This window comes from Bacillus sp. AR8-1, from assembly GCF_008042345.1.
GTDB lineage: Bacteria > Bacillota > Bacilli > Bacillales > Bacillaceae_G > Bacillus_A > Bacillus_A cereus.
In genome coordinates this window covers 38528-62708 of the sequence record NZ_QNUB01000037.1, presented here as the reverse complement: position 1 = coordinate 62708, position 24181 = coordinate 38528, and the positions used below count along the sequence as shown (strand labels likewise).

The window sequence follows — 24181 nt, the reverse complement described above, 5'->3', positions numbered from 1 at the left end:
TCATAAGGTGGAGGGTTTTATGAGAGTGGACATGTATCATACGAAAGTATTGAAGGCGCTCGAATCAGAAGATTACATTTCAGTACGAAGAAGAGTGCTACGTCAATTAGTAGAATCGTTAATTTATGAGGGGATTATTACACCGGTTCGCATAGAAAAAGAAGAACAAATTCTTTTTATAATACAAGGACTTGATGAAGAAGACAAAAGTGTCACGTACAAATGCTATGGCAGGGAACGGATGACATTTGGACGTATTTCGTTAGACTCATTAATAGTAAGAGTCCAAGATGAACAGCAAGAAATACAATCTGTCTCGCAATTTCTAGAAGAAGTTTTTCGGGTTGCTAGTGTAGAACAAGCTAAATTAGATTCTTTTATGCACGAATTAGAACAAACAATATTTAAAGACACGATTGCACAATATGAAAGAAATAATAAGAAAGAATATACTCAAAAATCTTACGATGAGTTTGAAAGCCATTTAATAGACGGCCATCCATATCACCCTAGTTATAAAGCACGTGTTGGATTTCAATATCGTGACAATTTTCAATATGGATATGAATTTATGCAGCCAATAAAACTCATATGGATTGCAGCGCATAAGAATTATGCGACTGTAGGTTATGAGAATGAAGTGATGTATAACGACCTTTTAAAAGAGGAGATTGGCGATCGTAAATTAGAAGAGTTTATGGAACGAATTCGTAATAGGGGATGTTATCCAAAACAGTACGTGTTTATACCTGTTCACCCATGGCAGTGGGAGAATTTCATCATTTCAAATTATGGGGATCATATACAGGGTAATTTTATTATTTATTTAGGAACATCAGAGGACGATTATTGCGCGCAACAGTCAATGAGAACGTTAAGAAATATTACGAGTCCAAAGAAACCGTACGTTAAATTATCGATGAATTTACTCAACACTTCAACACTCCGTACACTGAAACCATACTCTGTTGTGAGTGCACCAGCAATATCAAATTGGTTAAATGATGTTGTAAGTAATGACGCCTATTTAATGGATGAAGCACGTTTAATCTTGTTAAGCGAGTTTTCAAGTGTAACGTATGACACGAATAAGAAAGCTATATATGGTTCATTAGGATGTATTTGGCGCGAAAGCATTCATAAGTATTTAGATGCACAAGAGGATGCAATTCCTTTTAATGGTTTATACGCTAAAGAGAAAGATGGTACACCAATTATTGATGCGTGGTTGAACAAATATGGAATGAAGGATTGGCTACAATTACTTATTCAAAAAGCGATAATACCAGTTATACATCTTGTTGTAGAGCATGGCATCGCACTGGAATCACATGGACAAAATATGATTCTAGTCCATAAAGAAGGGGTGCCTGTTCGTATTGCGTTAAAGGATTTTCATGAAGGGCTTGAGTTTTATCGTCCATATTTGAAAACGGTTGACAAATGTCCCGACTTTACTAAAATGCATAAAACATATGCGAATGGAAAAATGAATGATTTCTTTGAAATGGATCGCATTGAATGTTTGCAAGAGATGGTGTTAGATGCACTATTCCTGTTTAATTTAGGAGAATTAGCATTCGTACTTGCGGATGAATATGGATTGAAAGAAGAACATTTTTGGATGATGGTTGTTGAAGAAATTGAAAATCATTTAAGAATATATCCACATTTGAAAGGTAGATTTGAAAATATTCAATTATATGCACCTACATTCTATGCTGAACAATTAACGAAACGTCGATTATATATGGATCTGGAATCGCTTGTTCATGAAGTTCCAAATCCATTGTATAGAGTAAGACAACTTATGAAACAAAAATCAGCTGTTACAGGGGGAAATTATGCTAATCGTTAATAAACAAGAGTATAGCAAAAGTGATTTTGAATTGAGATTACAAGTTTATGAGGAAATGGAACAATTTAAAGAAGCAGAAGGAAATAGATTTGCACTTTGTCTGAAAGATCCATTCGATATTATTACGATTGTGTTTTTCTTAAAAGAAAAGAAATCATCAGTATTACTTATACATGAAGATACACCAAAAGAAACAGCTATTGAAATGGCAAAGCGTGCAAATTGTGTAGGAATTTTATATGGAGAATATGGCGATTTTACAAAATTAGAAGTAGGGAACTTTTTACTAGAAGAGCATTCTTTATTGCAATATAGTTCTGGAACTACAGGGGAACCGAAACTAATTCGTAGAGCATGGACGGAAGTTGATACGGAAATTACCGTTTATAATGAAGCTTTAAACTGTGAAGTAGATGAAGTGCCAATCGTTATGGCTCCTGTTTCACATTCATACGGACTAATATGTGGTACTCTATCAGCAATTAAGAGGGGGAGCCAGCCTGTAATCATTACGAATAAAAATCCTAAATTCGCATTAAATATAGTTCGCAATACAGAAAAACATATTATATATGCAGTACCACTTATGTTACACATTATGGGGAGTTTTCCATTAGGAATGTTCCAGTTTCATAAAATTATGACATCAGGATCGCCTTTGCCAGAAGCACTATTTTATAAACTAAAAGAAATGACAACATATATGATGCAGCAATACGGTTGTTCTGAAGCAGGTTGTATTAGTATATGTCATGATATGAAAAGCCATTTAGATTTAGGAAACCCTCTACCTCATGTGAGTATAAGCATAGGTTCAGATGAAAAAGCACCGGAAGAAATCGTCTTGAAAATGAATGATAAGGAAATCTTCACGAAAGATTTAGGGTATAAATCTGAGCGTGGCATTCATTTTATGGGGCGTATGGACGATGTAATTAATGTTTCGGGATTAAAAGTCTTTCCTATAGAGGTAGAAGAAACGATGCTTCGATTGGAAGGTGTTGAAGAGGCAATTGTATATCGAGGGAAACATCCTGTGATGGGCGAAATAGTTAAAGCGAAAGTGATTTCTCATGTTGATCCAGTACAAATAAGAGAATGGTGTATTCAGCACTTACCTTCTTATAAAGTTCCGCATGAAATTGAAAGTGTAAATGAAATTCCTAAAAATAAAACTGGAAAAGTAAGTAGAAAGTTACTAGAGATGGGAGAGGTTACAACATGAGACGGGAAGCGTTAAAGAATGCCGTGTTAAAAATTATGATAGAAAAAATGGAACTGAAAAATGTAACGCATTTAGAAGAAACGATGCGCTTAAATCAAGATTTATATATAGATTCGGTAATGATGTTACAGCTTATTGTATACATAGAAATGGATGTAAAGCTATGCGTTCCAGAGGATGAGGTAGATCCAAAGGCATTTCTTACTGTAGGATCTTTGCTTGATTTTATGGAGGAGTTAGAGCCGTTACAGGAAGTAAATGTGAATAACTAACCTTTAGGAAAGTGGATGAGAGTATGACTTCAATTAAAGTGCACTGTTTAGTGAGTTGTTTTTGTGAAATTATAAAAAGGCGTAGCGACATTGATTTTCGTCCATTTTATTTTGGACTATGGGATGGAGATTTTGATATAACAGAAGGCGGAATTATTTCATATCACTCTGAAAACATTAACCATGATCATTATTTACTTTGGTTTGAAAAATTGTACGGTATTAAAGTAAACGAATGGTATGATCATGCAAAAGATAAAGATAGCAATGTAGAAACGTTTTTAGAATTAGTAGAAAAAAAGCCGGAAAATCGTTATGTCATTGTAATGGTTGATATGTCTCTATTACCAGAGAGGGAAAATAAATTTCATCAAAAACCGTTTCCACATTATTTAATGATATCAAAAACAGAGAAAGAAGAAGAGTGGTTCATGCTAGATCCTGATTTTCGTTGGGAAGGAAATATGGAAAGAGAAAAAGTACTTCACTCTATTCAAGATAACCCATTTGGTGGAGGTTATTTCATTGATATAGAAGGAATTGGAGAGCCAACGCAAGAAACAGTAGCTAGTTATTTCACAGAAACATTCAAAAAGAACGACAATGAACTGACTATGGAACTGAAAAATTTAATTGTAAAAATGGCAAATGAGGAAGAAGGATATGCGCTTTCTGGACTTGTAGCAGCAGTAAAACAAATACCAGTACTTGCAATTCGTAAATATAGTTATGAGCATGCCTTTGCATACTTCCGTGAAACGTTGCAATATTCGGAGCAAGAATTTGATTATTGGTGTGATCGGGTAGAGGATATTGTACAAGGATTTACAAATGTACAGTATCGTGCAATTAAAATGGCAATGACGAATAATAAAGGTATGCTAGTATCGATTATTGAAAAACTGGATGAAATGAATGCAATTGAACTGCAAATTAAGAAGGAATTAGAGAGACAGTTTCTATCATGGAAAGGTATGAAAACAAATCAGTCTGTCGCAACTTTTTAATAAGCTAACTGAATTTAAGATAGGGGAGTTTAATGCTATGAAATATTCGCTATGTACCATTTCATTTCGTCATCAATTAATTTCATTTACTGATATTGTTCAATTTGCATATGAAAACGGTTTTGAAGGAATTGAATTGTGGGGGACTCATGCACAAAATTTGTATATGCAAGAACGCGAAACGACAGAACGAGAATTGACTTTTCTAAAGGATAAAAACTTAGAAATTACGATGATAAGTGATTACTTAGATATATCATTATCAGCAGATTTTGAAAAAACGATAGAGAAAAGTGAACAACTTGTAGTACTAGCTAATTGGTTTAATACGAATAAAATTCGCACGTTTGCTGGGCAAAAAGGGAGCAAGGACTTCTCGGAACAAGAGAGAAAAGAGTATGTGAAGCGAATACGTAAGATTTGTGATGTGTTTGCTCAGCACAATATGTATGTGCTGTTAGAAACACATCCCAATACACTAACGGACACATTGCCTTCTACTATAGAACTATTAGAAGAAGTAAATCATCCGAATTTAAAAATAAATCTTGATTTTCTTCATATATGGGAGTCTGGCGCAGATCCAATAGACAGTTTCCATCGATTAAAGCCGTGGACGCTACATTACCATTTTAAGAATATATCTTCAGCGGATTATTTGCATGTGTTTGAACCTAATAATGTATATGCTGCAGCAGGAAGTCGTATAGGTATGGTTCCGTTATTTGAAGGTATTGTAAATTATGATGAGATTATTCAGGAAGTGAGAGGTACGGATCTTTTTGCTTCCTTAGAATGGTTTGGACATAATTCAAAAGAGATATTAAAAGAAGAAATGAAAGTATTAATAAATAGAAAATTAGAAGTAGTAACTTCGTAATGTGAAATGATGTGAGAGTCTCGTTTTAGAGGCTCTTTTTTTACGGTAAAAAATAACCAAAAATTTCCATGTATTTTAATTTGAATTTAACACAATTTATATATAAATAAGGAGGTGATTGGTAATGGCTAGAAATCGTAATTCTAATCAATTAGCATCACATGGAGCACAAGCAGCTTTAGATCAAATGAAATATGAAATTGCACAAGAGTTTGGTGTACAACTTGGCGCTGATACTTCTTCACGTGCAAACGGTTCTGTAGGCGGTGAAATTACAAAACGCCTTGTAGCGATGGCAGAACAACAACTTGGTGGCGGATATACTCGCTAATTGTAGAAGGTTATAGGAGAAAGGAAGGATTCTTCCTTTCTTTTTTTTTCAATTAATTGGTATGGATATATTGTGAACTGGATTCAAAGAATAGGAATAATACTATAATTTCCCCAATTTCTTTTGTTGTGAATGGGAAGTAGTAAAGATGTAATAGCCCTGGTGGAATGAAAAGTTACGTTCCAGCGGGGCTATTATATGGTAAGAAATATATGATGAAAGGTTTCGAAGCCAACATGTTAAAAAAAGAAAACTGTTGTTTAATTGCGCTTGCATCAGTTCCACTTGTTATGACATTAGGGAATTCAATGCTCATCCCAATTCTGCCGACTATTGAAAAGAAATTACATATTTCATCGTTTCAAGTATCCATGATTATTACAATTTACTCTATCGTAGCCATTCTACTTATACCGATTGCTGGTTATTTATCAGATAGATGGGGACGAAAGATGGTAATGGTTCCGAGTTTGCTGATTGCAGCTATAGGAGGAGCGATAACTGGTTGGGTATCTTGGAAAGTTGATAATCCCTACAATTGGATATTGATTGGTAGAGCGATTCAAGGTATTGGTGCTGCTGGTGCAATGCCGGTTGTTATACCGTGTGTTGGTGATTTATACAAAGACGAAAAACAAGTTAGTACAGGCTTGGGAATCATTGAGACATCCAATACATTTGGAAAAGTGCTGAGCCCTATTTTAGGATCTGCTCTTGCTGCCATTGTATGGTTCTTACCATTTTGGGCGATTCCAGTTTTATGTGTCATATCAATTGTTTTGTTACTTGTTCTAGTAAAGGCAAAGAAACAAGAAGGAGAAGTACCACCACTTAAAGAGTTTATAAAATCTATTCTGTCTACGTTTCGAGAAAAAGGAAGATGGTTAATTGCCATTTTTGCATTAGGTGCAATTATTATGCTTATTTTATTCGGAATTCTCTTTTATTTGTCGACTATACTGGAATCAAAGTATGACATTCATGGTATATGGAAAGGGTGTGTGCTTGCTATCCCGTTACTTGTACTGTCACTTAGTTCCTATATGGCCGGTAAAAAAATTGGAGATAATCAAAATGTTATGAAGAAGTGTATTTATATTGGTTTTTTAATGGCAGCTGCATCAGTCATCATTCCTTTATTTATAAAAGGGATTTACTTACTACTTCTTTGTCTCGTTATTATGGGGATAGGAATTGGTATGGCACTCCCATGTTTAGATGCTCTCATTACACAAGGGATTGAAAAGGAGCAAAGGGGAACGGTTACGTCCTTTTATAGTTCAATGCGATTTATTGGTGTAGCAGCTGGACCACCTTTATATTCTTTTTTTATGAAAGGGGCGGACCATGAAGTGTTTTATTTGACAAGTATTTTCGCTGCCATTGGTGCTGTCATAGCAATCATTTGGATTAAACCAGCAAAGGATGCAAAGGCGGTAAAACAGAAACCGGAACCTACTTCATAATTTGTAAGAGAATTGCATGATGTTTTGAGTAACATGCAATTCTCTTTCGTTCATTAAGAATAAATAACTTGTTTTAACATATAAAGTGCGACACCCCATATGATGAGACCAGAAAATTTATTTAAAAATAAAATTGTCTTTCCGGTTGAGTCTAGTCTTTTTAGAAATTTCCCCGCTAAAGCTAAGCTTATAAACCAAATCCAAGAAACGATAATAGTTGCAAGTGTGAAAGCCCATTTTTCACTTCCTATGTATTGAATAGAATTTGTTCCAATTACACCGATTGTGTCTAAAATAGCATGTGGATTTAATAACGAAACTGATGCTGCGAAAAGGATTTGCTTTTTTAAGGGCATACTTTTTTCTTGTTTTACATCGTTGGAAGGATTACTTCTCCAAATAACAAAGCCCATGTATAGGAGAAAGAAAAATCCAATTATATATAATGAGTTAGTTAGCCAAGAAAAAGTAAGGAGTACAAGGGAGACACCTTGCACTGCAATCAATATGAGTAACGTATCACATATAGAGGCAGTTAATACTACGGGAGCTGTCCTCCAAATGTTTGGTTGGCTCGCACCTTGGTTAAAGACAAAAACATTTTGTACACCTAATGGAATGATAAGTCCAAATGCAAGAATGATACCATGAATAATTGCTTCACTCATCATATTACCTCCTATTTTAATTCATTATGATAGTGTATATTGTATAGAAGAAATGAAAATTTGTATCCATCCATATGGTTGGGGAGGTTACCAACCAAAAAGAATATAAGGTGATATAATGGGAAGATTCGTTTGGAAACCGAATATGTCTCTAGCGACTCCGCTGTATAAACAAATAGAAACTTATATAAAAGAAAGGATCGTTAATGGAGAATGGACCGTTGGAACGAAATTACCTTCACAAAGAGAGTTGGCACATACATTTGGTGTGAATCGAAGCACAATTGTAATGGCTTTCGATGAACTAGTTGCAAAGGGATACATAGAAGGGAATGGCAGGAAAGGAACAATTGTTGTAAATAATAATGAGAATGCTTCAACTTACGCACCCCCGCCTAATTGGCAGTCTTATGTAGAAACAGGACTTCATTATCCGAATCTCCCAGCTATTCAGGAGATTAATCAAGCTGAATTTTATCCACATGTAATTCGATTAGGAACAGGTGAGCTCGCGCCGAGTCTCTTACCTGAGAAAAAGATGAAAGAAATTATGAATAAGCTTTTAAAGTCAAATGTGACGCTTGGGTATGAAGAGCCGAAAGGAAATTTTTATTTAAGGGAAAAGATTTCCGAATACTTAAAGGGGCATGGTGTATATGTATCTCCTGACTCTATATTAATTGTTTCAGGAGCAATTCAAGCGCTGCAACTTATCTCTATGGGGCTTCTTCCAAAAGGGGCATCCATCTTATTAGAAAAACCATCCTATTTATATTCGCTTAATGTTTTTCAATCCGCAGGAATGCGTTTCATTGGAATACCAATGGATGAGAACGGTTTAAATACATCATATATTACAAAATATAAGAAGCAATTTAATGCATCTATTTTATATACAATCCCGTCTTTTCATAATCCAACGAACTTTAGTATGAATGCGAAGAGACGAATAGAAGTGATAGAAATATGTAATGAAATTGGATTACCTATTATAGAGGACGCAGTGTATCAAGACTTATGGTTTGATGCACCTTGTTCGAAACCTTTAAAAGCCTATGATAAAAATGGAATTGTACTACATATTGGAAGCATGTCCAAAGTAATTAGTCCAGGGTTAAGAATTGGATGGATTGTTGGACCTGAGCCAGTAATTCAAAGATTGTCAGACATAAAAATGCAAACAGATTATGGTTCAAGCACTATATCCCAGCAAATTGCAGCAGAGTGGTTTACAAATGGTCTATATGATGAGCATTTGCGCTTTGTAAGAAGTGAATTGAAAAAACGAAGAGATTTTATGTTACTAATGTTAGATAAATATCTTCGTGAAATAGCAACTTGGCATGAACCAACAGGGGGATTTTATATATGGGTACATATAAAAGTACCCATTTCATATCGCAGTTTATTTGATAAAGCTCTGCAAGAAAAGGTTTTATTAAACCCAGGTACTTTATATGATAGAAGTGCAAATCAATTTTTGCGCCTATCGTATTCATACGCAACGTTAGAAGAAATTGAAATAGGTATAAAAAAACTTGCACAACTAATGAAAAAGTAAGAGGAGAAAGTAATGAAACAATATGTAATTTGTCAAATGATCAATGGAGAAAAATATTTAGCTGCTTATGCGGAGACGCAGCAAGAAGCAATTGAAAAAGCAGAACTGTTAGGATTAAGAACGGGAAATCGTTACATAGTTATTACTGCAGAAGAAGCCGAAGGGTTATCGTACCCTTAAACAATGTACGAGATTGTATAGGAAGTAAATAAGCCTAGTAATATAAGAAATTACTAGGCTTATTTACTATTAATTTGTCAAACGTTTTTGTATGCAAAATAATAATATTATGAGTCAAGTTGACGAAAAAATCGATTTGTCTTTCGGTCTTGATTTCCTTTTCTATATTCATCAATATATTGCCTAAAGTTCCAAGCTTGTAAAAATTTATTAGCAGAGTTATAACCAGAATTGTAAAGCCATTCTTTTTCTTCCTTTGTCAGTTCAAAATTAGTACTTGTAATCGTTCCTGTTGGAATTGTAATGGTTCTTGCTTTTGATTCCTTATCTAAATGACGTAAATCGTGAGCTTGCATCATTGTTTTAAATAGTCCTTTGAACATAGAAATAGGCTCGTTATAGTGAGCAGGGTCAGCTTGAATCTCATCTTTTACAAAATGAAATCCGAAAGTCGGCCAGCGAGGAGCGGTAGGTGAATCGAAAATCCAAATTGGATAATTACTTAGAATTCCTCCATCAACCATATAACAAGGCTGCTTCCATTTTGGAGTTCTCCATTTTACGGGTTCAAAGAAGAAGGGGATTGTACTACTCATTCTTACCGCTTTAGCGATAGAGAAGCGATAATTTAAAAATCCGTAGTTTGGTAAGTCGTCAGGAAAGACAACCATTTTACCATTACTAATATCAGAGGCGATGATTTTGAGTTTGTTTAGATCTGGTAAATCAGTAAATAAATGAACACCTTTTTTTCGAAGTAATTCTTCAATCCATTCTTCTATAAATACATTAGAGTATATACCTAGAGTAGTCCATGCACTTAGTCCCTTACCGATAAAAGGAATTCTATCAATAAAAGTTCTTTTCGTAAATTTATTATAATCAATATCAGTTATAATCGTTTTTAACTCTGAACAAGAATATCCTGCCGCTAGGAGCGCTGCAATAATCGAACCAGCCGATGTACCAGCTACACGTTCCCATTCATAACCTTTTTCGGCTAACGCGCAAATTGCCCCGACATGCGCAATACCGCGCACACCGCCTCCTTCAAAAACACCATCAATCTTCATTAAACATACTTCCTTTCGAATAAAAGATTTGGAAATGGAAAAAAAGCACGTATTGTACGTGCTTTTTTTCAATAGTTTTTAAGTTTACTAGCAGCCTACAAAGCCGCCCCAACAGCTAGCTCCGATGATGATTAGAAGGATGAATAAAACGATTAATAAAGCGAAACCTCCGTAACCACAACCACCACAGCTACCGCCGTAACCGTAACCGCCGCAACTATATCCGTAACCCATGTGGAATTCCTCCTTATATTAAAAATAAAAATGAACGAGGGGAAAATGTACTGGAAGAACTAAAGAACTATCGTGTTTGTAGGAACAATGTATAGTATGCTTTTTTAAACTTGTTCGCGTACGAAGGATAAGCCCGTTTTTTGGAGGCTTGTTGATTTTGTAAAGAATGAAGTATAATCTTTGTACTATGATATAAATAAGTATGTAAATGTAAGGAGAATTTATGAATAAAAAAATTGAAGTGTTAATTGATAAATATGAACTAACACACTTGAAAGAGGAACTTATTAATACTGTATTTCCTTGTATAAAAGTTGTGCCAAAGCAGCAGGAAACTGTTGCGATAGGTAGTTCGAAAATGGGAGGAGTTCCTGATCTACCAGCTTTATTTGAATATCCAAAGCATAAAGGAAATCCACTACAATTTATCGCGCAATTTAACTTAAGTGATTTACAAAATGTTGGTATGGATCACAATCTTCCTAAGACGGGGATGCTGTATTTCTTTTGCATTGAAAATTATTTTGAAGAAAATGTGAATCTAACAGAGGCTGGGCGTGTACTTTATTATGATGTTCCTGTAGAGCAATTACGAAGAGAAAATGAAATACAAGCGAAATATAACCAGTGTGCAATTACTTTTGAACTGACATACAAATTACCAGAACTTTTCATTGAAGATGAGGCTGATTCAGATCGTTTCTTGCAATTACTTGAAGAGCTAATTCCAGATAACTATGATAACCATCAAATGTTTGGTGAGCCATTCTCTGTACAAGAAGAAGTGTTATATGAGACAGGAGAATATATGGGAGTAGACCCGCAGCAAATGACTCTTTTATTCCAAATTGATTCAGATCATAAAAATTGTAATATGGTTTGGGGAGAACTAGGGATGCTATATTTCTGTATTAGTAATGAAGATTTGAAAAATCAACGTTTTGAAAATACATGCTGTGTATTACAAACATGCTAATGAAAAAAGGTTGTTCTTTTAAAAAGAACAACCTTTTTATGTGAATTAGTTAATATGCATAATCTCATATGACCTATACGAAAAAGTATTGTATACTCTGAAACTATACGATACTTTTTCGTATAGTTATAGAATATAAGGAGTGACAAGATGGGAAAGACAATTAAGTATGTGACAGCTGCCGCACTTTGTTCAACTATAGTAATGGGAGGCTTACAAGCGTCATCTGTATCTTATGCAGCTACAAATCCGAATACGGTGACAGCACAATCAGATGTAAAGTTATTAGATGATTTCAGAAAAGAATTAAAAAAACAGATTGATAATCGAGAAGAAAATATTACAATCACATATAAAACAAAAGATAGAAATGCTAGAAATATTATGGATCAATTGTATGGTGAGTTTAATAAAATTGTAGATGCTGATGAGTATGTAAAATATAATGTAGCGTCTACTAGATATTCTATTAAAGGAATGCCAGGGGACTATACGTTTACACTGCAAGTAAAATACCGTGAATCAAAAGAACAAACTCAATATGTAAAAGCTCAGGCAAAATCAATTGTTGGATCAATTGTAAAACCAGGGATGGATGAGCATGAGAAAGTAAAAGCTATTCACGATTACGTTGTGAAGCATGTGTCTTATGATACGTCTTATCAAGCGTATACAGCATATGAAGCATTAGCGAATCGTTCTGCCGTTTGCCAAGGATATACATTATTAACGTATGAGTTGTTAAAAGAGGCAGGTATTCAAAATCATATTGTAACAGGCACAGGAAATGGACAAGCTCACGCGTGGAATTTAGTGAACATTGAAAACAAATGGTATCACCTAGATACTACATTTGATGATCCAGTACCAGATAAAGCAGGGCGTGTAACTTACTCATATTTTAATATGTCTGACGAACAGTTAAGTAAAGATCATGAATGGGATCGTAGCAAATATCCAGCGGCAACTACAAGTTATTTTGGTGAATTAACAAATAAAATAAAAGCTGGTAGCTCAAAAACTATTGTATATGAGCAGATGTTAAAAGAAACAAATTTACAATACTTATCTGCAGAATACGGAGCAGAAAATTATAATGAATTTAAGCAAAAGTTGCAGCAACAGTTTGCAGCCAAACCAGAAAAAGTAGAAGTACGATATAAGCAGTCCATGGATGGAACGATGCAAGATATAAAGAAAGTATTAAATGAAATAAATTGGCCAAAAGGTGCAAAGCGTGTGTCTTATCAAGTAGCACCTTATAGTGCACTGGCGGGTTATTCATTGGCGACAATTACATTTACGTATTAAGCAATGAGAAAGAGCATCTGTAAAAGATGCTCTTTTTATATTTGTTGATCACTTTAAAATATTGGGAATTATGTGATAAAATAAAAAGGAGAGGATGTGAATGCTGAATGAACTTGTTCGAAAGTAATATTTTTACATTGATATATACTTGTTTAGTAATCGGACTTATCGTTTTGTTTTTCATATCATTTACTTTGTTTATTAGAAGAGTATTACAAAGCAGCGTTGCAAAGAAACACCACGTGATTAATATGAACCAGAAGCTAGATCGAATTATTGAATTGCTTGAAAAAGATAAGAAATAGCGATAGAAGAAGTATGAAAAGGGGAAGAGAATGGCGAATTATATAAAAGAATTACGTGAAAAAGTAGGGCATGATTATGTTTTCTTAAACTTTGCCGGTGGTTGTGTATTTAATAAAGAAGGAGAAGTATTACTGCAAAAAAGAGGAGACTTTAACGCTTGGGGCTTTCCAGGTGGCGCAATGGAGATAGGAGAATCGGCTGCGGAAACTGCAATCCGAGAAATAAAAGAAGAAACCGGGTATGATGTAGAAATAAATGAGCTTATTGGAGTGTATACAAAATATTTTCAATCATATCCAAATGGAGACAAGGCACAGTCAATTGTGATGTGTTTTTCATGCTCAATAGTTGGGGGCGACAAAAAAGTAGATGGTGATGAAACGTTGGATTTGAAGTTTTTCCCGTTAGACGACATGCCACCGTTATTTTGTAAACAGCATGAAGATTGCCTGCAAGATTTATTGGAGAAAAGAGTAGGGGTATATCGTTAACATATAAAAAAGAAGCTAAATGAGATTAGCTTCTTTTTTATGTTTTATTTCCACCAATCATCAAACATTGACGCTGGTACTTGTCTTTTATGCTCACTCACTGTGTAACGTTTTTCAATTTTCTCTGCAACGTCAGCTGGAACTGCTTTACCTTCTAAATAATCATCTAATTGATCATAAGTAATACCTAACTCTGTTTCGTCAGCTTGACCTGGTTTTTCATCTAATAAATCAGCTGTTGGCATTTTTAAGTAAAGTCGCTCGTCTGCACCTAACTCTTGTAATAATGCACGTCCTTGGCGCTTCGTTAATCCCGTTAATGGTAATAAATCTGCACCACCATCTCCGAATTTTGTAAAGAACCCTGTTACAGCTTCTGCAGCGTGATCTGTTCCGATAACAAGTAGCCCTTTTTGTCCACCAATTGCATATTGAGTAACCATACGGATACGTGCTTTCACGTTACCTTTATTGAAATCTGTTAATGATTCACCCAATAAGTTTTCATATTGATTTGAAAAAGCATCAACAGTTGAAGCAATATCAAATGCAACAGATTGATCTGCTTGAATGAATTGTAATGCTAATTGTGCATCATCTTCATCTTTTTGTACTTTATAAGGAAGACGTACGGCGATAAACGTTACATTACCACCTTCGTTACGAATTTCTTCAACTGCAAGTTGTGCTAAGCGTCCTGCTAAAGTAGAGTCTTGGCCGCCGCTAATACCAAGTACAAATCCTTTTGCGCCTGTTTTTTTTACATAATCTTTTAAGAAATCAACTCGTTTACGAATTTCAACTTTTGGATCAATTACAGGCTGAACATGTAATGCTTTCATAATCTGTTCTTGTAATGTCATTATGTTTTCCTCCTATTCATATTAAAGCGGTAAATAAGTTTATATGTATAATGGTACATACTTCTATCCTTTATTATTTCGCAAAACTAACGAATATACAATAGGATGTGTGTATGAATATGAATGTAGTCATTATAAATAAAGTACTACGTATAAGCAATTTTTTTAAACCTTTCAAAACTGTAAGGTTTTTGTCATTTGAATCGATGGAAGGTATTTCCGTACTTTACTAATATAAAAACATAGTTAGTAGAAAGAAGGGCGGAGAAGTAATATGAACATTAGAGAACTCGCATATCGGAATGTAACGCGAAATAGACGGACATACTCAGCCTATTTTTTGAGTAGTGCATTTGCTATTATGGCCTTTTTTGTGTATTCATTTTTTGCGTTTCATCCGGCATTAAGTGCAGGAGAATTGGGTCAGTACGTATTCGTAAGTATGTCTTTTGCACAGTCTATTATTTACTTATTTACATTCTTCTTTATTTTATATTCGATGGGAATGTTTTTAAAAACGAGAAAGCGTGAGCTAGGAATTTTAATGATGCTAGGTATGACGAAATATCAATTAAAGCGTCTTATCTTTTTTGAAAATATTATGATTGGAATAGGGGCAATTATTTTTGGTATTCTTTCAGGTATGTTATTTTCAGGGGTATTACTATTTGTCGCCCCGATGATATTAAAACTAGATATATCCTTATCCTATTACATACCGATGAAAGCAATTGTTGTAACAAGTATTATGTTTTTCATATTATTTATGATCATATCATTGTTTAGTGCAGGAATGATTCGTAAAAATAAAATTATGAAGTTGTTTAGAGGGTCAGCAGAGGCAAAACCGGAACCGAAAGCATCAATCATTTCTTCAATATTAGCAGTAGTATTGCTTAGTGCTGGCTATGTAGGAGCTCTTCTATCGCATGGCGCAATGGTATTTATTATGATGATTCCTGTTACAACGGTAGTTATTATTGGGACGTATTTGTTGTACAAGCAGCTGAGTGTCTTTATTATTCGATTATGTAAAAAAAGTAAACGTTTCTATTGGACACAGACTAATATTATTACGTTATCAGATTTAGCGTATCGCATGAGAGATAACGCAAGAATGTTCTTTATTGTAACCATTATTTCTACTGTAGCATTTTCCGCAATAGGGACATTAGTCGGCTTCGCATCCATGACGAAAGGGATAATGGAGAGACCAATTGCGTTTCATTACCATTCTAAGCAAGGGAATAGTAACGAATCACAACATATACAAATGATTGACAAAGGATTAAAGAAACATAATATAGCAGCTTCAAAAACTAATATTTCGACAAAGAAAACGGAGGAACAGTCGTTAAGAAGCGCCACTTTTATAAAAGAATCAGATTATAAGGAATATGCAAAGTTAACAGGAGAACCATTTAATACTGTAGCCAATAAAGAGATTGTATTTTTGTCAGCTGATATACCAGGGCCAGCGATGAAAGAAAGAAAAGAAATTACTTTACCCAATATGAATGAAAGTTTAAAGGTGAAAAAAGTTACTTCATCTTCATTGGGGAAAATATTAAGAGGAAATGTTTATGTAATCTCTAATAATCAATATGATTCATTACAAGATGGATTTATAGAGACAAAAGATTATATGTATAAAACTGAAAGAACGAAAGATGAGATTGAAATTGGTAAAGAGCTTACTCATCAAATTAAACCGTATCAAGAACAGTCAACGTTTAGTGCGGAAGAGTACGAACAAAACCAAAGTTTACAAATTGCAGGACCGATTTTATTTGTAGGTTTCTTTATTGGTATAGTATTTTTCGTTTGCGCAGGAAGTTTCCTTTACTTCCGTTTATTCTCCGATTTGGAGGATGATGTTCGCTTGTTCGAAATGATTCGAAAAGTTGGATTGACGAGTGGGGAATTATCGAAGGTAGTTACAATTCGATTGGCGCTTTTATTCTTCGTTCCAATTGGTGTTGCAACATTACATGGGGCAGTAGCCTTAACTGCGTTAGGGCAAATGTTTGAGTACTCATTGTTTAAAGAAAATACAGTTGTATTAAGTATTTTCATAGGTATTCAAATTGTATACTTCTTACTTATAAGATCCCGTTATGTAAAACAATTGAAAGAGAGATTACGTATGCATTAAATGTGTTTTTTTAACTCGAGTACAAAATTTTCTAAAAAGAGGCAAGTATTGCCAAAAAGTGATAAAATGGAAAAAGCGAGGTGGAAAAATTAATATAGAGTAAGGGGGGGAGAAATATGAAAGCAACAGGAGTTATTCGAAAAGTAGACGAATTAGGACGAATTGTTATCCCTAAAGAATTACGCGATGTATTGGGAATACAAATCAAATCACCGCTTGAAATTTTTGTAGAAGCAGATAAAATCATTTTACAAAAATATCAACCTTACAATGCTTGCCAAATCACAGGTGATGTTTCAGAACAGAACATATCATTAGCAAATGGAAATATTACTGTTGGGATAGAGGGAGCGGAATATTTAGTAAAAGAAATAGAAAAGTTTTTAAACAAGAGTGAGGTTTAGTCTTAATTTATATTATTTTTCAAATTACATATCATTCTTTTAAAAGACTGTAAGAGGACCATTAATTGGTTCTCTTATTTTGGTTAGTAGTTGAACGACATGGGGTGTTACTTCCTACAAATCATAGGGAAAATAAAAAAGTAGTATAGAGTTAGTAAATGATGTTGAGAAATATTTGAAAAGAAGGAAAACACAAAGAATAAAACGAATGTTACATTTACACGTATTCAAAAGTGGTCTGAAATGAAAATAATACATTTTCAGGAGGGATTACGATGAGTAGTACAGTGAATAAACAAAAAGGTATACAATTGATTCCGTTTACCGTAAATAAGGTGGTAGAACAAGTAAATGAAATTCCACCAGGTGTACAAATGATTCACGCTCCGCAAGTATGGGAAAAGAGTGTGAAGGGGCAAGATGTAGTCGTTGCCGTATTAGATACAGGGTGTGATACTAATCATATAGATTTAAAAGATCGTATTATCGACGGAAGAAATTTCACAAAAGATTATGAAGCTGATCCAAATGTGTATCTTGATAATAACGGACATGGTACTCATGTAGCGGGGACGATTGCCGCGACTGAAAATGGTGTCGGTGTATTAGGAGTTGCACCACTTGCTAAAATGTTAGTATTAAAAGTTTTAGCGGGAGATGGTTCTGGAAGTTATGAGCAAATTATTGAGGCAATTCATTATGCTGTAAATTGGAGAGGGCCGAATCAAGAGAAAGTAAGAATTATTTCAATGTCACTTGGTGGTCCGCAAGATGTTCCAGAATTACATGAAGCAATTCAAAATGCGGTAAAGCAGGATGTTCTCGTTGTATGTGCTGCTGGAAATAATGGAGATTGCGATGATGAAACAGAGGAATTAGATTTCCCAGGTGCTTACTCTGAGGTAATTGAAGTTGGTGCTGTTAATTTAGAGCGGAAGATTGCATGTTTTAGTAATTCAAATCAAGAAATTGATCTAGTAGCGCCAGGTGATGAAATATTATCTACGTATCCAGATGGGAAATATGCTGTGTTAAGTGGAACTTCCATGGCGACGCCGCATATTGCTGGGGCGCTCGCCTTGCTCATTAAACAGTGTGAGAAAGAATACGGTCGAAAGTTATCAGAGCCGGAAGTATATGCACAACTTATTAAAAGAACTGTACCTTTAGGGTACGAACGTACATCTGAAGGGAATGGATTAATAGATTTATTAAAAGAATAGCCATATTAAAAAACATCTCATATTCATATGAGATGTTTTTTAATATGGCTCTGTCGCATGTAATACAACTTGTAACAACCCTGGGAGTGAATGGATTAATAGATTTATTAAAAGAATAGCCATATTAAAAAACATCTCATATAGATGTTTTTTAATATGGCTCTGTCGCATGTAATACAACTTGTAACAAACCTGGGAATCTAGCATTTAAATCTTCTTCACGAATTGAAATGAAACGTTGTGTTCCTTCAAGGCGTGTGTACATAACACCTGACTCACGTAAAACTTTGAAATGGTGAGATAAAGTTGATTTCGCAATAGGAATGTTTAAAGCACCACAAGATTGTTCATTTTTCTCTAGTAACATATTTACAATTTGTAAACGGATTTGATCGCTAAGTGCATATAAGACAGAAGAAAATTGAATTTCTTCTCGATTTGGATGATAGAGTGTACGCATATTTCACCTACTTGTATAAGTTAAGATATTTGCACTATAACATATAAAGTGATATATTTCTATTGTTTGAATATATTCGAACAATAGAAATATAGGGGGAGAAAAAATGAAGTATACAAAATTGCAAAAGGCAGGACTAAATATTTCAAAGTTGGGTTTAGGTACAAATGCAGTAGGGGGACATAATTTATATGCTGATGTGAATGAAGAAGAGGGAAAGCAATTAGTAGAAGAAGCTATTCAGCAAGGGATTACATTTTTTGATACAGCAGATTCATATGGTTTCGGTAGATCAGAGGAATTAGTAGGAGAAGTATTAAAGGGAAAACGTCATGAGTTTATACTTGCTACAAAAGGTGGAATTCAACCGTTGTTAAATGGAGAAACTTATATTAACAATGAACCAAGTTATTTAAGAAATGCTGTGGAGAATAGCTTAAGAAGATTACAGACTGATTATATTGATTTATATTATTTACATTTTACAAATCCTGAAACAAGTTACATAGATTCAATCGGAGAGCTTACTCGTTTAAAAGAAGAAGGGAAAATTCGTTCAATTGGAATATCGAACGTAAACATAGAACAATTAAAAGAAGCGAACCAAAATGGTCATATAGATGTTGTACAATCTCCGTACAATGTGTTAGAACGTACGGCTGAGGAAGAACTGTTGCCGTATTGTATAGAAGCGGGTATTTCATTTATTCCATATGGGCCTCTTGCTTTTGGAATATTAGGTGGAAAATATACAGAAGATTTTAAATTGAACGAAGTCGATTGGCGCCAAAATGTAAATCTATTTGAAGAAAATACATATAAGAGTAATTTTAAGAAAGTGGAAAAGTTAAAAGGGCTAGCTAAAGAAAATGATATTGAAGTGTCTCATTTAGCGTTAGCATGGTTATTAAATAAAGAAGGAATTGATACAGTTATACCTGGTGGAAAGCGGGCAGAGCAAATAAGAGAAAGTGTGAAAGCGGTAGACGTTTCATTGAATGAAAGAGTCATGAAAGAAATCCAATCTATTTTAGAAGATTAGTGAAACAGAGGGATAGTACCCTCTGTTTATATAAGGAGAAGGTCTAAATGAATAGAGTACTAGCTGTATTTTTCACGATAATGTTTATGATCGGTACAGACACTTTCTTAATTTCACCACTGTTGCCGACATTACAACAGGTGTATCATGTTTCAACCGATTTGTCAGGATGGATGGTGAGTTCGTATGCTTTAGGGTATGCTGGATTTGCGCTTATTGCTGGTCCTATATCAGATGGATTAAACAGAAAAAAAGTGATGGTACTAGGTATGAGTTTTTTTGCAATAAGTACGTTTTTGTGTGGAATTGCACCGAGTTTTTTATGGATGCTAACATTTAGATTTTTAGCAGGTGTAAGTGCAGCTTTTGTATCTCCACAAGTGTGGGCATCCATTCCGCTCCTTATAGAGAAAAAGCAAATTGTGAAAGCAATTGGGGTTGCAACAGCAGGGTTATCAATCTCTCAAATTTTAGGGCTGCCACTGGGAGCTTATTTAGCAACGATACATTATACAATCCCATTCTATTTCATTGGTATATTATCAGCACTACTTGTTATTCTTATTTATGTTGTATTACCAGAAATACAGTCGGTTCATATAGGTGGAAATAAAAAAGTGATTTTACAGCGTTATAAACAATTACTTACAGATTCAAAGGTTTCACTTTCTTATTTTGCATACTTTGTTTTTCAAACCGGAAATTTTGCTGCATTTTCATTTTTTGGTGTATGGCTTTCCATTCAATTTGGCTTACAAGTTCATGAAGTAGGTACAGCTATGCTTGTACTAGGATTAGGAAATTTAACTGGTAATATTTTTGGTCCTAGAATCGTAAATAAAATTGGTTATAACCTTTCTTTCTACGGTGGAATTATATTTACAGCAGTTCTATATGTATTACTTCCACATGTAAAGAACATTGTATTGGTGGAGTTATTGTTCTTTGCTTTGTTTTTTGTGACAGGAATTTTGTTTGTATTAATGATGAGGCACTTACAAAACATGTCTAGTGTAGCAAGAGGAACAGGTGCCGCCCTTGCTAACGCCTCGATGTACATTGGCCAAATGATTGGTGCGGTAATAGCAGGAATGTTATTTGCAACATCTCACAATTTTATACTAGTAGGTAGCTTTACAGCGTTATTATATGTTGTAGCTTTATTTCTGTTTAGAAAAGGTGAAAGCATTAGTAAAGATAATGAAAAAGGAATTGCATCATAAAGTTTTAGTAAATCAAAAAACAATTTTTTAGGATAAGTTAAAAAGGTGCTTTTTGATTGCATAGTTGCTGTATTTTTAATAATTCGTCGTTGAGCTGTATGATTGAAAAGGATTTGTAATAAAATTATAGGAAAATAAAAAACCCCTATATAGATAGGGGTTTATATATCGGCATATAGCTCCTCGGAAAAGGATATACCTAGTTTAACATATAGGAGTACTTATAATTGTGAAATAGATGTGAAAGTAATGTGAAAAATGTTGTAATAAAAAGCACTGTTTTAGCTAATGTAGCTAAAACAGTGCTTTTCTCTTTGATTGAACAGTTGCAGCATTTTCATCATGTATACCTGCATCTTTAATAATTCGTTGTTTTGCTTTATTTAATAGATGGTTTACTGCTTCGCCAAAATAGTTAGCTTCGCTTTTTGTGCGGGCTTCTCGTAAACATTTATAGTTTTCTAGCAGTTCCTCTTTTTCGGAGTTTGTTAAGAAATCTTCTATTTTCTTTTTTGTCATACGAAACACCCTTTCTCCTGACAAACGACGCAATAGAAAATATTTATTTCTCATTATAACAATAATTTTAAAAGAAAGTATACACTAACGTCGCAATAATTTGTCAATTTCTTGAATCTTCTCATCAGCTTTCCCAATTTGCGTATTTTTAGCCTGTTCGCCACCAAGAGCTTGATGTAGTAAAAAAGTTTGACCGGAAATAGCAGTTACAATGGATACTTTTATAATTTCTTTTATTGCGGTGACATCGAATAAAACGAGCCCAAGAAGTGCGGCTAGGCTACCAGTAAAAATATCAGTTAAAAATCCAAAATGAAAAAATGTTTTCAAACGGCGTGGAAGCAATAACTTACCTTGGTTATTGATTAGATGGGAAACGAAGCCGGTAATGCCACCAACAAGAACAGCGGTTAGCCATTGATACATTTCCATCGAATCCACTCCTTTTAGTGAATAAGATTCGATTATTTTATATTGATTCCTTTTAATATTTCATATAAGCATATTGAGAAAGTTTGTTTGGGGATATTTTGTATTCAAATTAATTATAACAGAAAATTTAGATAGATTTCAGTCTATTATATGAATCATTTTTACAATAATATGAATGCAGAAAGGGGTGCGTGATATGAATATAGATTATCGAATAAGAAGTGTAGATGGTTATACAAAAAAAATAGGGGAATTAGTAAGCCTGCTTGAGCATACGAGAGCTGTAACATTAGGCGAAGTAAAAAATTTATCAGTTGAGCAATTAGATTTAATTATGCAAAGCAGCGGAAATTCAATTGGCGCCTTATTAAAGCATATAGCAGCTATTGAAAAAGTTCATCAGCTTATTTCATTTCAAGATCGTGACTTTACAAAAGAAGAATTAGAAATATGGGAAGATGCACTGTATTTAGGGGAAGCGGGTAGAGCAATCTGTGGTCATGAAATACAGTATTATGTACAACTTCTACAAAGTGTTCGAGAAGAATCTCTGAAGTATTTAAGTGAACAAGGTAATGAGTGGCTCATGTCAGAAAGAAAGTGGCCTAACGGTGTAGTATATAACCAGCACTATCTTTGGTTTCATGTGCTAGAAGATGAAATTAGTCACCGAGGACAAATTAGAATGCTCAAAAACAAGTTATTTGAAAATTACGTTAAATGATGTAGCTTTTTATAGGAGAATTCCATATAATGAGAGTAATTAAAATAAGAACGGGGTGATGTATTATGGAGAAAATAACTTATATGAATAATAAACCAAATACAAAGGTGGATGGAAAGGGCGAAACGATATAAGTGAGCGCACTATCCTTCCACTTAGCTTAAACTAGGGAGGATATCAATTTGAATCAAAATATTTTAGAATCGTATGGCTGGGATTCTTTTTTTGAGGAACAAGCTGTAGAGAACTTTGAAGTAGGGCGTATTTTACTTGAGCATAAGCATATATATCGAATTATTTGTAATGATGGTGAATATATGGCAGAACTGTCTGGAAAGTTTCGGCATGAAGCAGTAACGAAGGGAGATTATCCAGCTGTTGGTGATTGGGTGTATATAAAGAAAATAGAGAATGAAAAGAAAGCTATCATTCATCGTATTTTTCCGAGAAGAAGCTCTTTTTCTAGACAAGAGGCTGGTACTCGAACGGAAGAACAAGTAATAGCAGCAAATGTAGATTATTTATTTTTAGTGAATGCACTTAATCATGATTTTAATGTTAGAAGGATGGAACGTTATTTATTATTAGCGTATGAAAGCGGTGCTATGCCAGTTATTGTTTTAACAAAGAGTAGTATATGTAATGATGTGGAACAGAAAATTGTAGAAACGGAAGCTATAGCAATTGGTGTTCCTATTTTCGTTGTTGATAGTTTAGAGCATACAGGTATTGATTCGTTGAAACAATTCGTTTCTTCAGGGAAAACAATTGCTTTAGTTGGGTCATCAGGGGTAGGAAAGTCAACTTTGTTAAATGCACTAATAGGAATTGAGGTAGCAAAAACGGGAGATATACGTGAAGAGGATAGTAGGGGGAGGCATACGACAACGCATCGAGAGTTATTTCAATTGCCAAGTGGCGCTCTCGTAATTGATACTCCCGGTATGAGAGAATTGCAACTTTGGGAAGGAAGCGAAGCGATTCAAACAACATTCTCTGATATTGAAAAACTTGCGACAACATGCCGTTTTCGTGATTGTAAGCATGAGAATGAACCAGGATGCGCGGTGCATAGTGCAATTGATAACGGACTTATTACGATAGATCGTTTGAAAAGCTATAAAAAATTACAAAGAGAACTGGCGTATTTTATGAGAAAACAAGATGTAATCCTTGCCAGAGCAGAGCGTGATAAGTGGAAAAAGCTTTCTAAACAACATAAAAAAATGTAAAAACCAAAGGGTGCCCCTTTGGTTTTTTTTCTATTTGTAAATTTTATAATAATATTATTCATATA

27 protein-coding genes are annotated in these 24181 nt (G+C 34.3%); 20 read left to right on the top strand and 7 right to left on the bottom strand.

Features of this window, described 5'->3' with window-relative positions; all coding sequences use genetic code 11:
- Positions 1-19: 19 nt before the first annotated feature.
- From DN400_RS22645 to bcbE, 7 genes are all read left to right on the top strand, one after another.
- Entirely contained in the window at positions 20-1858 is a 1839-nt protein-coding gene (locus DN400_RS22645; RefSeq protein ID WP_141527851.1) for an IucA/IucC family protein, read from the top strand.
- The gene (locus tag DN400_RS22640) at positions 1845-3083 is read left to right on the top strand and encodes an AMP-binding protein (protein WP_097997309.1); all 1239 of its coding nucleotides are present in this window, start codon (positions 1845-1847) and stop codon (positions 3081-3083) included. The genes DN400_RS22645 and DN400_RS22640 overlap by 14 nt, the downstream gene beginning before the upstream one ends.
- The gene (gene asbD / locus DN400_RS22635) at positions 3080-3355 is read left to right on the top strand and encodes a petrobactin biosynthesis protein AsbD (protein ID WP_001250560.1); all 276 of its coding nucleotides are present in this window, start codon (positions 3080-3082) and stop codon (positions 3353-3355) included. The genes DN400_RS22640 and asbD overlap by 4 nt, the downstream gene beginning before the upstream one ends.
- Positions 3356-3378: 23 nt before the next feature.
- The gene (locus DN400_RS22630; RefSeq protein ID WP_141505422.1) at positions 3379-4362 is read left to right on the top strand and encodes a DUF6005 family protein; all 984 of its coding nucleotides are present in this window, start codon (positions 3379-3381) and stop codon (positions 4360-4362) included.
- 37 nt (positions 4363-4399) lie between these two features.
- The gene (locus DN400_RS22625; protein ID WP_061661206.1) at positions 4400-5242 is read left to right on the top strand and encodes a sugar phosphate isomerase/epimerase family protein; all 843 of its coding nucleotides are present in this window, start codon (positions 4400-4402) and stop codon (positions 5240-5242) included.
- Between the two features lie 124 nt (positions 5243-5366).
- Positions 5367-5573 carry an alpha/beta-type small acid-soluble spore protein gene (locus tag DN400_RS22620; protein ID WP_000113545.1) on the top strand — a complete coding sequence of 69 codons (207 nt, stop codon included), beginning with the start codon at positions 5367-5369 and terminating at the stop codon, positions 5571-5573.
- 236 nt (positions 5574-5809) lie between these two features.
- Positions 5810-7039, top strand: a complete 1230-nt coding sequence (gene bcbE, locus DN400_RS22615; RefSeq protein WP_071714448.1) for a bacillibactin exporter BcbE — start codon at positions 5810-5812, stop codon at positions 7037-7039.
- Between the two features lie 53 nt (positions 7040-7092).
- Here bcbE and DN400_RS22610 read toward each other — a convergent pair whose 3' ends face one another.
- Positions 7093-7707, bottom strand: a complete 615-nt coding sequence (locus DN400_RS22610; RefSeq protein WP_071714406.1) for a LysE/ArgO family amino acid transporter — start codon at positions 7705-7707, stop codon at positions 7093-7095.
- Positions 7708-7825: 118 nt separating this feature from the next.
- Here DN400_RS22610 and DN400_RS22605 point away from each other — a divergent pair, with 118 nt between their 5' ends.
- Both DN400_RS22605 and DN400_RS22600 read left to right on the top strand, forming a co-directional pair.
- Positions 7826-9268 carry an aminotransferase-like domain-containing protein gene (locus DN400_RS22605; protein ID WP_097853480.1) on the top strand — a complete coding sequence of 481 codons (1443 nt, stop codon included), beginning with the start codon at positions 7826-7828 and terminating at the stop codon, positions 9266-9268.
- Between the two features lie 12 nt (positions 9269-9280).
- A complete protein-coding gene (locus DN400_RS22600; RefSeq protein WP_000816390.1) occupies positions 9281-9448 on the top strand; it encodes a DUF3933 family protein in 168 nt (55 codons plus the stop codon).
- Between the two features lie 107 nt (positions 9449-9555).
- On the opposite strand, the gene DN400_RS22595 is transcribed toward DN400_RS22600, so the two are convergent.
- On the bottom strand, positions 9556-10521 hold the full coding sequence (locus DN400_RS22595; protein WP_000686807.1) for a patatin-like phospholipase family protein: 966 nt from the start codon (positions 10519-10521) through the stop codon (positions 9556-9558).
- An 87-nt stretch (positions 10522-10608) separates the two neighbouring features.
- A complete protein-coding gene (locus tag DN400_RS22590; RefSeq protein WP_000540425.1) occupies positions 10609-10755 on the bottom strand; it encodes a YjcZ family sporulation protein in 147 nt (48 codons plus the stop codon).
- A 223-nt stretch (positions 10756-10978) separates the two neighbouring features.
- Here DN400_RS22590 and DN400_RS22585 point away from each other — a divergent pair, with 223 nt between their 5' ends.
- The 4 genes from DN400_RS22585 to DN400_RS22570 all read left to right on the top strand — a co-directional run bounded on the left by DN400_RS22585 (position 10979) and on the right by DN400_RS22570 (position 13839).
- The gene (locus DN400_RS22585) at positions 10979-11731 is read left to right on the top strand and encodes a YwqG family protein (RefSeq protein ID WP_001034838.1); all 753 of its coding nucleotides are present in this window, start codon (positions 10979-10981) and stop codon (positions 11729-11731) included.
- Between the two features lie 150 nt (positions 11732-11881).
- Positions 11882-13042: a transglutaminase domain-containing protein gene (locus DN400_RS22580; protein ID WP_000520633.1), complete on the top strand. Its 1161-nt coding sequence runs from the start codon at positions 11882-11884 to the stop codon at positions 13040-13042.
- A 107-nt stretch (positions 13043-13149) separates the two neighbouring features.
- Positions 13150-13347 carry a DUF4083 domain-containing protein gene (locus tag DN400_RS22575; protein ID WP_001048104.1) on the top strand — a complete coding sequence of 66 codons (198 nt, stop codon included), beginning with the start codon at positions 13150-13152 and terminating at the stop codon, positions 13345-13347.
- Positions 13348-13377: 30 nt separating this feature from the next.
- Positions 13378-13839: an NUDIX hydrolase gene (locus DN400_RS22570; RefSeq protein WP_000024996.1), complete on the top strand. Its 462-nt coding sequence runs from the start codon at positions 13378-13380 to the stop codon at positions 13837-13839.
- Positions 13840-13883: 44 nt separating this feature from the next.
- Here the strand turns inward: DN400_RS22570 and nadE are convergent, their stop codons facing one another.
- Positions 13884-14702, bottom strand: coding sequence for an ammonia-dependent NAD(+) synthetase (gene nadE / locus DN400_RS22565; RefSeq protein WP_000174904.1), 819 nt, complete (start codon positions 14700-14702; stop codon positions 13884-13886).
- Positions 14703-14976: 274 nt separating this feature from the next.
- Here nadE and DN400_RS22560 point away from each other — a divergent pair, with 274 nt between their 5' ends.
- The 3 genes from DN400_RS22560 (at position 14977) to DN400_RS22550 (ending at position 18484) form a co-directional block, all read left to right on the top strand.
- Positions 14977-16857, top strand: a complete 1881-nt coding sequence (locus DN400_RS22560) for an FtsX-like permease family protein (RefSeq protein ID WP_001025995.1) — start codon at positions 14977-14979, stop codon at positions 16855-16857.
- Between the two features lie 116 nt (positions 16858-16973).
- Entirely contained in the window at positions 16974-17261 is a 288-nt protein-coding gene (locus DN400_RS22555) for an AbrB/MazE/SpoVT family DNA-binding domain-containing protein (RefSeq protein ID WP_000648324.1), read from the top strand.
- A 275-nt stretch (positions 17262-17536) separates the two neighbouring features.
- Entirely contained in the window at positions 17537-18484 is a 948-nt protein-coding gene (locus tag DN400_RS22550) for a S8 family peptidase (protein WP_000099763.1), read from the top strand.
- Positions 18485-18635: 151 nt separating this feature from the next.
- On the opposite strand, the gene DN400_RS22545 is transcribed toward DN400_RS22550, so the two are convergent.
- On the bottom strand, positions 18636-18944 hold the full coding sequence (locus DN400_RS22545) for an ArsR/SmtB family transcription factor (RefSeq protein WP_001259903.1): 309 nt from the start codon (positions 18942-18944) through the stop codon (positions 18636-18638).
- Between the two features lie 106 nt (positions 18945-19050).
- Here DN400_RS22545 and DN400_RS22540 point away from each other — a divergent pair, with 106 nt between their 5' ends.
- A complete protein-coding gene (locus DN400_RS22540) occupies positions 19051-19986 on the top strand; it encodes an aldo/keto reductase (protein ID WP_097912483.1) in 936 nt (311 codons plus the stop codon).
- Between the two features lie 47 nt (positions 19987-20033).
- Complete coding sequence (locus DN400_RS22535; RefSeq protein ID WP_098256149.1) at positions 20034-21209, top strand: MFS transporter; 1176 nt, start codon at positions 20034-20036, stop codon at positions 21207-21209.
- A 294-nt stretch (positions 21210-21503) separates the two neighbouring features.
- Here DN400_RS22535 and DN400_RS22530 read toward each other — a convergent pair whose 3' ends face one another.
- Together DN400_RS22530 and DN400_RS22525 are read right to left on the bottom strand one after the other, a co-directional pair.
- Positions 21504-21728, bottom strand: a complete 225-nt coding sequence (locus DN400_RS22530) for a hypothetical protein (RefSeq protein ID WP_000162602.1) — start codon at positions 21726-21728, stop codon at positions 21504-21506.
- 84 nt (positions 21729-21812) lie between these two features.
- Positions 21813-22160 (bottom strand): DUF4257 domain-containing protein, encoded by a 348-nt coding sequence (locus tag DN400_RS22525; protein ID WP_000426317.1) that lies wholly within the window; start codon positions 22158-22160, stop codon positions 21813-21815.
- A 196-nt stretch (positions 22161-22356) separates the two neighbouring features.
- On the opposite strand from DN400_RS22525, the gene DN400_RS22520 reads away from it, so the two are divergent.
- Positions 22357-22884, top strand: a complete 528-nt coding sequence (locus DN400_RS22520) for a DinB family protein (RefSeq protein WP_065228693.1) — start codon at positions 22357-22359, stop codon at positions 22882-22884.
- A 182-nt stretch (positions 22885-23066) separates the two neighbouring features.
- Positions 23067-24116: a ribosome small subunit-dependent GTPase A gene (gene rsgA / locus DN400_RS22515; protein WP_097924392.1), complete on the top strand. Its 1050-nt coding sequence runs from the start codon at positions 23067-23069 to the stop codon at positions 24114-24116.
- Positions 24117-24181 lie beyond the last annotated feature (65 nt).